The sequence below is a fragment of the uncultured Odoribacter sp. genome (assembly GCF_937966165.1).
Classification (GTDB): Bacteria; Bacteroidota; Bacteroidia; order Bacteroidales; family Marinifilaceae; genus Culturomica.
Window position 1 is genome coordinate 504,639 of the sequence record NZ_CALCLB010000012.1, and the last position, 13,387, is coordinate 518,025.

General features: G+C 40.2%; 14 protein-coding genes. 2 read left to right on the forward strand and 12 right to left on the reverse strand.

Annotation, left to right across the window (positions count from 1 at the left end; translation table 11 throughout):
- Positions 1-62: 62 nt before the first annotated feature.
- Positions 63-1,331, forward strand: a complete 1,269-nt coding sequence (locus Q0465_RS05775) for a cell wall metabolism sensor histidine kinase WalK (RefSeq protein WP_298613935.1) — start codon at positions 63-65, stop codon at positions 1,329-1,331.
- Between the two features lie 87 nt (positions 1,332-1,418).
- On the opposite strand, the gene Q0465_RS05780 is transcribed toward Q0465_RS05775, so the two are convergent.
- From Q0465_RS05780 to Q0465_RS05800, 5 genes are all read right to left on the reverse strand, one after another.
- Positions 1,419-1,730 (reverse strand): co-chaperone YbbN, encoded by a 312-nt coding sequence (locus tag Q0465_RS05780; protein ID WP_298613936.1) that lies wholly within the window; start codon positions 1,728-1,730, stop codon positions 1,419-1,421.
- 127 nt (positions 1,731-1,857) lie between these two features.
- Positions 1,858-2,772 (reverse strand): FimB/Mfa2 family fimbrial subunit, encoded by a 915-nt coding sequence (locus tag Q0465_RS05785; RefSeq protein ID WP_298613938.1) that lies wholly within the window; start codon positions 2,770-2,772, stop codon positions 1,858-1,860.
- A 2-nt stretch (positions 2,773-2,774) separates the two neighbouring features.
- A complete protein-coding gene (locus Q0465_RS05790) occupies positions 2,775-3,704 on the reverse strand; it encodes a FimB/Mfa2 family fimbrial subunit (RefSeq protein ID WP_298613940.1) in 930 nt (309 codons plus the stop codon).
- 73 nt (positions 3,705-3,777) lie between these two features.
- The gene (locus Q0465_RS05795; RefSeq protein WP_298613942.1) at positions 3,778-4,626 is read right to left on the reverse strand and encodes a hypothetical protein; all 849 of its coding nucleotides are present in this window, start codon (positions 4,624-4,626) and stop codon (positions 3,778-3,780) included.
- 29 nt (positions 4,627-4,655) lie between these two features.
- Entirely contained in the window at positions 4,656-5,648 is a 993-nt protein-coding gene (locus tag Q0465_RS05800; RefSeq protein WP_298613944.1) for a FimB/Mfa2 family fimbrial subunit, read from the reverse strand.
- A gap of 538 nt (positions 5,649-6,186) precedes the next feature.
- On the opposite strand from Q0465_RS05800, the gene Q0465_RS05805 reads away from it, so the two are divergent.
- Positions 6,187-6,948 (forward strand): YaaA family protein, encoded by a 762-nt coding sequence (locus tag Q0465_RS05805; protein WP_298613946.1) that lies wholly within the window; start codon positions 6,187-6,189, stop codon positions 6,946-6,948.
- Positions 6,949-7,053: 105 nt separating this feature from the next.
- Here Q0465_RS05805 and Q0465_RS05810 read toward each other — a convergent pair whose 3' ends face one another.
- The 7 genes from Q0465_RS05810 to Q0465_RS05840 all read right to left on the reverse strand — a co-directional run.
- On the reverse strand, positions 7,054-8,280 hold the full coding sequence (locus tag Q0465_RS05810) for a hypothetical protein (protein ID WP_298613948.1): 1,227 nt from the start codon (positions 8,278-8,280) through the stop codon (positions 7,054-7,056).
- Positions 8,281-8,586: 306 nt separating this feature from the next.
- Positions 8,587-11,013, reverse strand: a complete 2,427-nt coding sequence (locus Q0465_RS05815; protein WP_298613950.1) for an FAD-dependent oxidoreductase — start codon at positions 11,011-11,013, stop codon at positions 8,587-8,589.
- A 41-nt stretch (positions 11,014-11,054) separates the two neighbouring features.
- Entirely contained in the window at positions 11,055-11,366 is a 312-nt protein-coding gene (trxA, locus tag Q0465_RS05820; protein WP_298613952.1) for a thioredoxin, read from the reverse strand.
- 6 nt (positions 11,367-11,372) lie between these two features.
- Positions 11,373-11,588 carry a hypothetical protein gene (locus Q0465_RS05825; protein ID WP_298613954.1) on the reverse strand — a complete coding sequence of 72 codons (216 nt, stop codon included), beginning with the start codon at positions 11,586-11,588 and terminating at the stop codon, positions 11,373-11,375.
- 73 nt (positions 11,589-11,661) lie between these two features.
- The gene (locus tag Q0465_RS05830) at positions 11,662-11,961 is read right to left on the reverse strand and encodes a helix-turn-helix transcriptional regulator (protein WP_298613956.1); all 300 of its coding nucleotides are present in this window, start codon (positions 11,959-11,961) and stop codon (positions 11,662-11,664) included.
- Positions 11,962-12,257: 296 nt separating this feature from the next.
- Positions 12,258-12,935 carry an HD domain-containing protein gene (locus Q0465_RS05835; RefSeq protein ID WP_298613958.1) on the reverse strand — a complete coding sequence of 226 codons (678 nt, stop codon included), beginning with the start codon at positions 12,933-12,935 and terminating at the stop codon, positions 12,258-12,260.
- A 221-nt stretch (positions 12,936-13,156) separates the two neighbouring features.
- The coding region (locus Q0465_RS05840; RefSeq protein ID WP_298613960.1) for a hypothetical protein at positions 13,157-13,387 on the reverse strand (231 nt) is incomplete at its 5' end.

Genomic DNA, 13,387 nt, shown 5'->3' on the forward strand with positions numbered 1-13,387 from the left:
GTTAAAGAGTCCGGAAGAGAAATAATTGAGGAGAAGAAATGATTTTTAATATTACCGGTTAGATGAAACTGATTCATTATACAATTGGAAAATTGTCCTGGGTACTATTGCTTACCATGGCATTCTGGACTGTATTCTTTTATTTTCAGATACTGAATGAGGTCCGGGATGAAACAGACGACAGCCTGAAAAACTATAAGAAAACAATTATCAAACAAGCTTTAAGGGACAGTACTCTTTTAAATTCGCATATCGATATTCTGACCCGTTATTATATTCATGAAATCCCGGAAGAAAGGGGAAAACACTATGAAGAACGTTTTATTACAACGGAAGCATTTAATGAATATGAAATGGATGAAGAACCGGTCCGGGTATTATATACTTCTTTCCGTACAGATAACGGACGCTATTATGAACTGACAATACTGACTTCTACTCTCGAAGAAGACGATATGCTGGAGTCCATTTTATGGTCCATTATTTATCTCTACATTGCCATGCTAATTTGTATACTGATTGTTACACAATTAGTATTCCGGAAATGTTTACGTCCTCTTTATAATTTAATCCATTGGCTGAATTTTTATACCTTGGGAAAGAAAAATATGCCTTTGCAAAATAAGACGAAAGTGAACGAATTTAAGCAATTAAACCGGACAATTTCGGATATGGCAATGCGGAATGAAAAAGTTTTCAACCAACAAAAACAATTTATTGAAAATGCCTCCCATGAACTTCAGACTCCTCTGGCCATCTGTAGCAATAAACTGGAATTACTCTCAGAAAACCCTTGCTGTACAGAAGAGTTTTTGAATGAAATTGGGGAAATACATCAGACGATCGGAAGGATTATTAAACTGAATAAATCGCTACTGTTATTATCGAGAATCGAAAACCGGCAATACGGAGATGAAAAAGAAGTAAATTTCAATCTGCTGGTTCACCGCATAAGTGAGGATTGTAAAATGATCTATGAATACAAAGAACTGACAATAGAAATCAGAGAAGAAGGCCTGTTTTCTTTCCGGATAAACGAAATGTTAAGTCATATTTTAATCACCAATCTTTTAAAAAATGCAATGATTCATAGCCCGATCGGAGGAAAAATTCAAATTTATTTACAGGAAAAGGAAATAATCTTCTCCAACACCTCTACAGGCACTCCCTTAAACCCTGAAAAAATATTTCAACGTTTTTATCATGCAGGCGATAAAAAGACGGAGTCAACCGGGTTAGGCCTGGCCATCGTCAAATCGATTGCAGATACTTACGCTCTGCAGATAAATTATTTTTACACGGACAAGCACAATTTCAGTCTGAAAATATAAACAACTTCATAAATTTAAAGCCCGGATATTCTCTTCTTTTAGATAAACATCCGGACTTTTACATTTCTTATAGCTGAATAGCAGAAATTATCCCTTTTCTATATATTTTCCCACTATTTCTTCCAACTGTTCCTGGGACATCTCCCCACTTTGCCGCCATACCTGATCCCCGTGATAAAAGAGCAAAAAAGTGGGTACTGATTGTACTCTGTAATAGCTCAACAATTTTTCGTTTTCGGGAGCATCAATATCATATCTTTCTACCCGTAAATTCTCTTTTTCTTTCTTTTCTACGCGGTCTAAAATAGGATGCATTTTTTGACAATGAGGGCACCAGCTCGCAAAAAACTCTACTAATACCGGTTTATCCCCTTTTAATATTCCATTCAGTCTTACCATAATATTCTGATTTTATTTTATAAGTAACCCATCAAAATTAATTACACGTTCAGGATTATAATCGTCTTTATTAAAAGAGATTACGGAAATAGTAAAGCAGCCGGGGAACTTATAATGTTCATACAATTTATATTTCTATTTCTCCTTCATCAATAATTTCCCATTTCCCATTTACTTCCACGGAGACAGACACTGTATTTTCCGTCGTGAATTCAACATTTACACGTGTGACCCTCCCCGAACGGAAAGTCAGCCGCCTATCGTCAATAATCAACTCATTCACCCGGTTTTCACCTTTTAATCTCACGTCTACGAGAGCCGGAAAACCTTCGTAAGTCGGGAATGTATTTATCCCCGTCCAATATTCATCCGATCCGGTAGGATCTAATTTTACCGATTTATATACGTAAGTGGTGTCCTGAAGTTCTTCTCCTTCCAAAAAATTTTCAGAAATTTCAGGAGGGAAAGTCTCCCAAATTATAATTTTACCGGCAATGTGTTCTACACTGAATTCCATATCTGTTACCCATTGGGGTGGATTAATCACTTTCATTTCCAAGCGCGATACCAGCATCTTGAGTTCTACCGGTATTTGATTATCTGCCCATACGTCAGCAGACTGAATGGCAGCCAGATATACAGCCGGTTCCTTATTTTCCAATATCCGGAAAGTTGCGGACAATTTTTCCGCCGAAGCCTTGTTCCAGCTCATAGCTTTTTCGTCCAAAAGATTGGCAACAAACAAAAACTGATAACTTCCTGCTGCCAGTTTTACCGGAATAACGGGATGGTCTTTACAGTAAGCATAATCAAAACAAAAGGTAGTGTCCCGTTCCTTTCCCCGGAATGCTAAAATATCCAAACGGTCTGTAAAGGTATAATACGGTCTGTATCCGACAACTTCATTACCTTCAAACAAATAGGCTACATCTTTCATAATAAATGCAATGTCCCCCCTTGTCCGGCAACCGCATTTATCATTTATACAGCCTCCTAAAGCAAGTAATAACAAACCGGAAATAAATCCTATTCTATATTTCATCTTTATAAAGGTTTTAAAGGAAATTCTGGTAATACAATATTCCGCCAATCCCAGGCAAAAAAATAAACGCATGAAAATTCAAAACTCAATAATGCCCCACAAGCCGAATTTATTCTTCCGGTCAGGTACAGGTAATGATCCGGGTCTAACTGCACAGGCACCGATTTATACCTTTTTTGCCCGTTCTTTGCCTGAAAAATCAATTCTAATTCCGAAGAATCACGGGCAGAAGGGAAGGTAAACATATCGAAAAAGATCGTATCCTGCAGATAAACATCTTCATTTTTCATTCGAAACACACGTTGCTCTGATTGCGTTGTCCCCGAATAAGTCCCATCCAGATGAATACGATAAGCTATATCTTTTAAAGTCATTCTTATGGTATCAATCTGATAAGGTATACTATACAATTTCAACAAAATCCGGCTGACAATCCGGTGTAATTCTATCCGGACAATTTGGCTATTGCTCCCGGCCTGAATATCTTTCTCCCCTAAAAAATAAGCCCAGTATAATCCATCTTCCGGATAAGTAAAATAAAAATCAGCAGGTACGGCATCCCCGGCCGGAGAAGCCTCCCTTTTTTCTACCTGAGCATTTCCTATAACGTATAAACGGTAATTACCCAAAGGCAATTCCGAATGGAATAATTTTGATTCCGTATAATTTTCTCCGGGAGAAACCGCCGATTCCAGTTTATTTATATCATTCCTGTTTAATTCCGCCAGTTTCCGATAAAACACATATTCGCCTTTACTATTTTCCCTAAAAGCATATATCGTCAGATAGCCAATATAATCAGAGAAATCATTTATCCCCTGAAGGGCCATGCTAATACGGACATAATTCGTAGTACCGGAAGAAGAGGACAGCTCGTCTGTACAACCGCTTATTCCTATACAGAATAACAAAATACCAATAAACTGTCTCATAAGGACAACTTTTAATTTAAAAGTGCTCTAAAAATAAACAGCCCCAGAAATTCCGAATAATCGGACAAAACTGTTATTCTTCCTTTATCAGCCAAAAATCCAGGTCTCCGGGTTCTGTACTATCCGGAAGAAAAGCATTTGCTTTCTGGGCCGTAGAACCGAATCCGCAGCTGATGTTGATATCTTCCGAGCCCCCCAATGAAAAAGGTTGGGATTGTCCCCGGTATAAGGGGTTTCCCTGAAGATCATACCCATAAACTTCCAGAAAACTTTTTCCTCCCTGCGGATAAGAAGCCAGTGATTTCAGGTGAATAACCGGACTACTACCGGCAGTAACCGTAATCTCTGCAGAAATAGAAGGTTGAGCAGCCTGAGGTAAATTCTCCAAAACCATAGAAATTCCCGCTACAGTATTCCGTAGGTACACTTTTACCCGTTCGATACCGGAAGGTATATTCCGTACCGTTAAAGCAATCCGGGAAGACAATATCACTATTCCGGCTCCGATCCGGTTTGTTTCACCCGCTTGTACATAATTCCGGGTAAAATACAAATCCGGAGGTTGTGTACCGTCTGAATAGTCAATAATACCGTTTTCCACGGAAGGAATCCCTTCAAAACGAATATGCTTCATATCGCCATTTCCGATGAAAATCATCTGGTAATATCCGGCCGGCAACACAAAGGAATAAGTTGTAAAATCTTCTTTCGGACCTTCTATTTCCATCCGGCAAACTAAGGTGTCCCCTTTCTCCAGCTGCCTGAAAAAAAATACCTGGGATCTCTCTACCCATGGCACGGAAGAGGCGGGCAAATGAATGACAGTTGCCCTCCCTTCGGCTTCACAGGGTATATCCATATGATCTGTACAGCCGATCAGCCCCAGACCACTCAAATACCCCCAGATAATCAGATTTTTCATCAAATAATCATCCCGGTTTCAGTTTCCTATTAAATGACAATATTGGGTTCCTGATCGACATTCCATTCGACATCTGCAGAAATAGAAAGAGTCAACCTTACATCCCAGACCCCACCGGATTCCTCTGCTTCGATGGTAGCAGTTAATTTTGTAATCGTATTTGCTTTTAATACATAAGAATTCTGTAATGGTATGGTAATTACCTGTCCGTTATCCAGATAGAACAACAAAGTAAAAGCCGACTGTTCCCCGCTAACCGTAGGTAAAGTAATTAAAGCAAGCGGTAAAGTACTCTGATCTTCGGTAAAACGATAGCGATTGCTCTGAGTGACCGAAATGATGCGGTTACTTAAAAAACTACCGGTCATATTAAAAGCTCCGTAAGTATTCTGGATTTCAACGTCGATGCGATTTACTGCAGCCGGAACGTTTTGTAAGGTCAGAGCAAACATCGCTACTTTCCTGTAAAGTGTCAGAGAAGGAGCAACAGGCATTGCAGATCCCAGCACAATCCGGTCGGTCATCCCGAAAAAAATCCGGGGAGAAGTACTTCCCTCCGTAACCGAAGCAATGACCTCCTGCATCGTACTGCCCACACTTATAGCCGACAGCGTCGCATTACTTAATGCATTTCCCACGGAATCCCTCATATTTCCGACACCCACTATAACATAATTCCCAATCGGCAAATTTTCGAAATTTACATTTTTAGGTTCAGTAAAACCGGCAGCAGCCTCCGTCGATCCATTATCCAGCTCATCCAATTGAGCCTTTGTAAAGGAAACACTTTCCCTCAACAGATAAATCCCATTTGTATTCTCACGGAATAACAATAGATCCAATGACTTTACATATTCCGTTAGTTCATCCCCTACATGTGTTCCAACCCTGCCTGTAACTGCCAGATTTATTACTCCGGGACCTTCCCCAGGTTTGCCGGTTGTCCCGTCATTGTCATCATCACTACAAGCCGTGAAAAAAGCCAAAATAACAATCGATAAAAGGAAAAAAAATTTTTTCATATCCCACATTTTATAATTACTGATTGGTTATACTTTCCTTTTCTTCACTTTGTTACATCAGAAAAAGCAAAAAGACAAAAACAGATTGCAAATCTTATTTTCTATTTTCTGCTCCAAACAGTTTTCTCTGCCAATCTTTTAATATCCCACCTTCTCCAAAACAATATCCCTATCTACTCTTTTTCTCTTCCTGCTGTTCACTGAGTCAATCCCTTACTTCTCCACAAAATATTTATCTAAAAACTTTTCCGCATCAAACCCGTAAATACTCTTATATTTGCAAAATAAAAAACGTCCGTAAAACCAGAAGAAAAGGTGAAATGCAGCTTTAAAATAAATTTGTTTAAACGATTATATTTTTAATTCAGAACCTATGTTTTTTTAAATAAAATATTTTCAATTGCCGGAACTGAAATTTCTGATAAATTCTCTTTTACACAAAACTCCTGAATATTCAAACATTTAAATTCTTAAACATTTATACATTTGTACAATTATACATTTTCCTACTTGAACATTTAAATCCACACCCAAGCCTATGATTATCATTCTTTCCCCTGCAAAATCCATGGATATGAATATAGTCCCTCCTACTCCGCAAGGTACTACACCTCTGTTTAAAAAAGATGCCGAATACCTCGTGTCCAGAATACAGGATTATTCTCGTGATCAATTGCAAACACTATTGCAAATCAGTAACAAATTGACAGATATAAATTACGAAAGGTATCAGGAATTCGACAATAAAAGTTCACCAGCCAAACCAGCAATTCTGGCCTATACCGGAAATGTATTCCAGCATATACGCCCGGAAACTTTTTCAAATGACGATTTTCAATATGCCCAGAAACATCTCCGCATTATTTCTACTTTATACGGTTTACTCCGTCCTCTGGATCTTATCAAAGCTTACCGTATTGCTTTTAAAATCAAAATCCGGGGAATGCAGGAGGACAATCTATACGAATACTGGCGTCCTAAGCTTACAGATCCCCTGATAAAAGAAGCTTCTCAGGACGACAAAATAATCGTAAACCTGGCAAGTCTCGACATTTTAGGTGCTCTGCAATTGAATAAGTTACAGACAGAAGTAAGAATGATCACGCCGGAATTTAAAGAATTCAGAAAAGGGAAATATGAAACGATCCGTACCTACGCCAAAATGGCCCGCGGAGAAATGACACGCTATATTTTACAAAACCGTATTGAAGATCCTGAAAAAATACAGGCATTTGAATGGGACGGCTTCCGGTACTGCGCAGAACTTTCAGAAAAAGATAATTATATCTGGATCCGGTAAGTAATCCCGGATAAAATTCGGAAAGGGGGAATGTTTAGATATTCAGGTGTGAAAATGTATAATTATTCCACTATTTAAAAGAGAAAGGGGATAAAATATTGGATTTTAATTTTTAAAGGGTATACCTAATTTTTGCTGGTAAACTGTTTTAATCATTTCAGTTGCCTGGGCATAAAGTTCCCGGATTGCTTCCGGATTTAAACCTTGCTGTTCCCATTCCGCCTGATGAGAAACGAAGAGAGAAGATACAGCCTCCTCAACAGCTTGCAGCACCTGCATGATGCCGGTTCCCCCTTCATTATAAAGCTTACTCCAGTTCATATATTTCAGTCCGTTTCCCGGTTTTACAGAAAAAACAGAATCTTTTAACTGAACAGCTATTTCGCACAATGGAGCTTTTCCCGTCTCCGCAGAAGCCGCCAACAAAACCGGAATTTCTTGTCCCATCTTTACCCAAACCGGTAAGGCAACCGATACCGGAGGATATCCCAATACGGTCCACATGCTCACCAATTCCGGATCCATCCCCGGTCTTACTCCCTGGATTACAATGGAAGCAGCACTCTCACGCCGGGGAATAAAGTCCTGCTCAACACAAAAACCGCTTGCCCGGTTAGGACTAAACCGTTTATCCTTCAAATCAACCGCCAATAAAGAGTGACGGAAAGAACGCGAACATCCGGCAATAATGAGAGCCGGTGTAAAATCCTTTTTTTCAAAATCCTGAAATAGTTCTTCCGTTGTTTTGTAACGGATATATCCCTTTCCTTCGCCTTCCCTCCCATGAAAAGAGAAATTTGTATAAATCAAATACCCCCGGGGTGCTAACCGGGCATCATTCACATCCCTCTTTATATAGGTATGATTATTGGTTTCGTAATATGCCGCTCCCCCAAAAGCGTCTATTACTCCGAAGTTTGCTTCGACTCCCATAGGCCGGCTCAATGTATCCAGAAAATATTCAAAATCTTCCAAAGCCTTACAAATCTCCAAAGCCCTTTTCATTAAACGTCCCTCTTTATCCATTTCTTTCACATCGTCATCCTTGAGATTATAGGAAGCCGTATTCATTATGGCAAATCCCGCTTCATTGACACCTGTCCAAATCTCTTCCGAAGGATTGTCACTGTTTACCAAACCGGTGTAACAAAACCGCTCTCCCCTGAAATGCGCTATATGATTCCAATCCGTACCCGTATCCCGGTGCTTCCACATCAGAGGACGCCCGTCTTTTGTCATCTTTCCGGTAATAATAGCCGATGTACAAGCCCGTACAGAAAAAGCAGAGAGATTGAATATAAACAACAAGCCCACTAAAACATTCACTTTCATAATGCATTTCTTTATATTGGCAAATATAACAAAAATACAGATTATTTAAGATTTACAAGCCTATTAAACAAAGGATTCTATTTGTCCAAAATTTAAATCCCCCAATGAAGAAAGACATTTCCCGCCTCAAGACCCTTTATTTATTAACGCCCGCTGCGATAAAAAGAGGGATCAGAACATTCATTCCTTCCCTCTCCTTTTATTTGAAAACTATAATCCTCCCTCCGGCCATTTCTACCTTTACACACTTAAACATTTGAACATTCGAATTTTTAAACATCCACATATTGAACGGATATAAAACTATCAAATGAATAAATTCATATCCGCTCCTTCTGCCTTTTCCAAATAATTAGCGACACCTCCGATCTTTACTCCTTCTATCAATTCGGCTTTATCTATTCCCATAACATCCATAGACATCTGGCAAGCAATAAATTCAACCCCTTTCTCCTGAGCTTGTACCATTAAATTTTCCAACGACTCTATTCCTTTACGTCTCATTATCCCCCGCATCATTCTGGAACCGATTCCCCACATATTCATTTTTGACAAAGCTAAATGCCGGCTATTCCGGGGCAACATCCAGCCAAACATTTTTCCAATCCTATCTTTTTTTATTTGGGCTGAATTGGCTTTCTTAATTACATTCAGTCCCCAGAAAGTAAAGAACATCGTCACTTTTCTCCCCATAGCCATAGCTCCGTTAGCAATCACAAAAGAGGCCAAAGCTTTATCCAAGTCATCGCTGAAAACAATAAGTGTCTTGGCATTTCCTTTTTCCCTGCCTTCCTCCGCCACACGCTTTCCTTTCTCGATAACCGCCGTAATTACTCCCCTTTCTTCCTGAATGTCTTTCAGCAAATTCCCGGTTATCTCCGCCCAGGAAACCACATCTCTCCGGAAAGCAGGATCTGTGGCCCGAATGAGCATTTCATCCCCGGGAACTAAACGGTCTATGTTTTCTTTCAATTTCATAACCGGACCCGGACATTGCAGCCCGCAGGCATCTACTTCCAAAGGGACGAATCTCCTTTCTGATTTCTGTTCTATGTTTATCTTCTCTTTTTCTCCGGACGAAAATTCATCTTCCGTGGCAATCTCATACGTTCTCCAACCACCGGTCAGATTATACACATCAAAACCATTCTGCATCAGAATCCGGCTAGCTATATATCCCCTTAAACCCACTGCACAATATACCACAACAGGCTTTTCCCTGGGGATCCCGTCCAAATGCTCCCGGATTTTATCCAAAGGAATATTGAAAGAACCAGGGATCTGACCGAGTTCACATTCCTGAGGGGTACAAACATTTACGAACGTATATTTTTGTCCTCCATCCTCTTTCACTTCCCTCCAGCCAATCGGGCGTACCACCCCATTTAAAATATTATCAGCAATAAAACCGGCCATATTCACCGGATCTTTTGCCGCAGAATAGGGCGGAGCATACGCCTGTTCCATTTCTGCCAAAGCATAAATATCTCCCCCGGCCCTCATTACTGCCGATAACATCTCTAAACGCTTATCCGCACCTTCATAACCGACAACCTGCCCTCCCAATAAACGTCCATCCAGGGGAGAAAAATTAATTTTTACTGTCAATGGAAGTGCCCCCGGATAATAACCGGCATGAGAAACTGCATGTACGATGGCCTCCTGATAAGGTATTTCCAACTGCTTCAATAAACGCGCAGACAAGCCCGTCGATCCGACAGTCAATTCGAAAACTTTGGCAATAGCAGTACCTACAGATCCTTTATAAACCCGGTGATTTCCCCTCACCATATTATCGGCACAAATGCGTCCCTCTTTGTTAGCAGGACCGGCAAGAAAAGTCAGAGCCGGTTTCCCGCTTACGGGATGAGGGAATTCGATCGCATCCCCTATTGCATATATATCCGGACAAGAAGTCTGTAAATATGAATTTACCCGGATTCCGCCAACCTTTCCGATTTCTAAACCGCTTTCCCGGGCCAGACGGATATCCGGCCGTACCCCGATCGAAAGAACTACCAGTTCTGTCTCCAGTAAATCACCTCCCCTCAACTCCACGACTAAGCCCTTCTCTGACTTCCGAAATGCCGTAACAGCTTCCTTTAACCTCAACCTGATACCTTTTTCCCTCAAATGCCGGTGTATTACAGCCGCTATTTCATAATCGACAGGAGTCATTACCTGATCCGCCATCTCCACTATCGTAACCTCTATTCCCTTGACAGCTAAATTTTCCGCCATTTCCAAACCGATAAAACCGCCCCCGATTACTACCGCCTGCCGGACTTCGTGCCGATTAATATAAGTATGTATACGATCTGTATCTGCAACATTCCTAATAGAAAAAATACCCTCTGCAGAAATACCTTCTAAAGGAGGACGGACAGGTTCTGCTCCGGGAGATAATACCAATTTATCAAAACTTTCTTCATACATTTTTCCCTTCCTCAAATCTTCCACCCATACTTTTTTCTGCTCCGTATCAATCTTTTTCACTTCAGAAAGCACTCTTACGTCTATGCCAAACCGACCAGCAAAACTTTCCGGGGTTTGCACAAATAACCGCTCCCGGTCTGAAATAACTCCTCCTATATAATACGGCAAACCGCAATTCGCATAAGAGATATATTCTCCTTTTTCAAATAAAAGAATTTCCGCCCTTTCATCTAACCGTCTTAAACGGGCCGCCGCAGATGCTCCTCCGGCAACTCCCCCGATAATGATATATTTCATTTCTTTAAACTTTATTCATTTTCTCTGCCTTTCTCAAAGACTCACTTTTCCGGAATGTATTTTCCGATAATTTCCTGTAATTGAGCAGTCCTGACTACTCCGCTCTGCCTCCACAATAATTTTCCCTCCCGAAATAACAATAAGGTCGGTACAGACTGTATCTGGTAGAAATATACACTTTGGCGATTGGCCGGTACATCCACATCTATTTTTACAATTTTTACTTTATCGCCCATACGCTGTTTTAATTCTTCCAATACCGGATGCATCATCTTACAAGGCCCGCACCATGTAGCAAAATAATCGACTAATACAGGCACATCTCCCTGAATCATTTCTTCAAATTTTTCCATAATTTTCTACTTATTTTCTGATTTACAAATTTTTTCCCAATTGAAAAAAGAACCGATCCACACTCCCAATACCGCTCCCCAAAGCGTGGATAAATACCAGGTCGACTGAATGACACAAGTCCCCGTAAGACACCCGATATACCGCCAATAGAAAAATCCGCCCAGGGCTCCCGTTATTCCCAACAAAATACTTCCCCAATTCGATTGTACAAACTTTTTCATAAATTCAAATATTCAAATATACATTTATATTTTAGTATCCAAAAAAAAGATTTTTTGATTTCACTCCACCCTATTATTCAGAACCGCAATTCATCATACACCGCATAACATTTGTCACTCTTTCGTCTGTCAGACGGTAATAGGCATTCCGTCCGTCTCTCCGGATTTTCAGTATGCCCTTCGCCAGCATATCTGTAAGATGATGGGAAATCAAAGCCTGACTGCAATCTGTTGCTTCGCATATCTCTGAAACATTCAATTCTTCATTTCTGGAAAGAAGACAAATAATCCTCAAACGATTCGGATGGGCTACAGCCTTCAGCATATAGGCTATCTGTTCTAATTCTTCCCTGGTAAAACATTCCGTCCCCATAACATATAAATAAATTCTATTTTTATTTCCCTATTTGTCCTTCAATGGATGTTCTCCAAAAGACGATACAAATATATAAATATATATTTATACATACAAGTATTTAAAATAAAAACATCCGAAAAGTTTGTCTGTTATACTGAAGGTGAATTATTTCCTTCCAAACTTCCCGGATGTTTTCTTTATCATTAAAGATTAGTTTTCTCCTTATTGTTCTAACGTTACGAACGCTTTATATTGAAACTAAAAAAATAACACTTCCAGCATTCCGATGGCCGAGCCCGGAACTACTCTTATCAGAGGAGCCGTTGTCCGTTAATTATCAGTTCAAAACGTATTTTTAAATATTCCGCGGCTTTACGGCTCAGCATCATTCGTCCGAGGAATATTTCAAAATAATCCATAACGGCTGAAATGGTCGTATCGATTTTAAGTTCCAGTACAATAGCTGTTTTATCGTCATTAAAATAAATTTTCGATTCTTCCACGGCATAATTTACCCGGTCGTGTATATCGAAATTAGCAAAATCCCGGTTCCTGACTCTGCTGCGCCGAACATCGGTCTTATCGGCCAGGATAAGAGCCGCTGCAATAGGATTTACAGCGGCTGCAGTACTTTCGTCGTGATTTCCGATGGCACTGACCACCTGTGCAATTTCATTGGGTTCCATTCCCCTTTTCTCCAATAGCTGGAAAGCCAGAATAGCCCCGCTTTGTGCATGATCGATCCGGTTGACAATATTTCCGATATCGTGCATATAGCCTGCAATTTTCGCCAACTCCGCTTCCCGTTCCGGATATCCCAGCGTCAGCAGTATTTTTTCTGCCGCTTCTGCTGCTTTCACTACGTGAGCAAAGGAATGTTCCGTATATCCCATTGCACACAAGGCTTTGTCCGCTTGTGATATATAACATTTTATCTCTTCATTCGCACGTATTTCTTCAAAAGTCACCTTTTTATTCACTTCTTCCATATTTATCTTTTTATTCAACCCGGTATAAAGTCCTGCCTTTACACCCTCACTTATACTTTTCCCCTCCCTGAAAGTTTCACTTCCCGTTCTCTCCCGTCTTTTCTTTCAGTTTTTAACCCCATCCTCATGCAAAGATAAATATTCTGCTTTTACTTTACTCCTTCTCCTGAAGAAAACCCTGCTTTTACGAATTGAAACAGATCACAGCCAAACACCATCCTTTACAGGCAAATTATTGTCTTAGCTGCACATTCCTCACTCTGCAACATACATTTACCTGTAGATTCCTCACATGTCAATGTATTCTTTATCAGACAATCCTCACATGTATTCCATGCTGTAGCCGGACAATCAGCCACATCCAATGTATAACACCTAGGCTCTTGAGAAAAAGGCTGAGGACAATCCAATCTTGTTTTGAAATCGGGATCTCCTCCCCACACATTAGCCAT

Excerpts from the sequence above, each read along its gene's own strand:
- Q0465_RS05775 (WP_298613935.1), top strand. The coding sequence starts at position 63 with ATGAAACTGATTCATTATACAATTGGAAAATTGTCCTGGGTACTATTG.
- Q0465_RS05780 (WP_298613936.1), bottom strand. The coding sequence starts at position 1,730 with ATGGTAAGACTGAATGGAATATTAAAAGGGGATAAACCGGTATTAGTA.
- Q0465_RS05785 (WP_298613938.1), bottom strand. The coding sequence starts at position 2,772 with ATGAAATATAGAATAGGATTTATTTCCGGTTTGTTATTACTTGCTTTA.
- Q0465_RS05790 (WP_298613940.1), bottom strand. The coding sequence starts at position 3,704 with ATGAGACAGTTTATTGGTATTTTGTTATTCTGTATAGGAATAAGCGGT.
- Q0465_RS05795 (WP_298613942.1), bottom strand. The coding sequence starts at position 4,626 with ATGAAAAATCTGATTATCTGGGGGTATTTGAGTGGTCTGGGGCTGATC.
- Q0465_RS05800 (WP_298613944.1), bottom strand. The coding sequence starts at position 5,648 with ATGAAAAAATTTTTTTTCCTTTTATCGATTGTTATTTTGGCTTTTTTC.
- Q0465_RS05805 (WP_298613946.1), top strand. The coding sequence starts at position 6,187 with ATGATTATCATTCTTTCCCCTGCAAAATCCATGGATATGAATATAGTC.
- Q0465_RS05810 (WP_298613948.1), bottom strand. The coding sequence starts at position 8,280 with ATGAAAGTGAATGTTTTAGTGGGCTTGTTGTTTATATTCAATCTCTCT.
- Q0465_RS05815 (WP_298613950.1), bottom strand. The coding sequence starts at position 11,013 with ATGAAATATATCATTATCGGGGGAGTTGCCGGAGGAGCATCTGCGGCG.
- trxA (WP_298613952.1), bottom strand. The coding sequence starts at position 11,366 with ATGGAAAAATTTGAAGAAATGATTCAGGGAGATGTGCCTGTATTAGTC.
- Q0465_RS05825 (WP_298613954.1), bottom strand. The coding sequence starts at position 11,588 with ATGAAAAAGTTTGTACAATCGAATTGGGGAAGTATTTTGTTGGGAATA.
- Q0465_RS05830 (WP_298613956.1), bottom strand. The coding sequence starts at position 11,961 with ATGGGGACGGAATGTTTTACCAGGGAAGAATTAGAACAGATAGCCTAT.
- Q0465_RS05835 (WP_298613958.1), bottom strand. The coding sequence starts at position 12,935 with ATGGAAGAAGTGAATAAAAAGGTGACTTTTGAAGAAATACGTGCGAAT.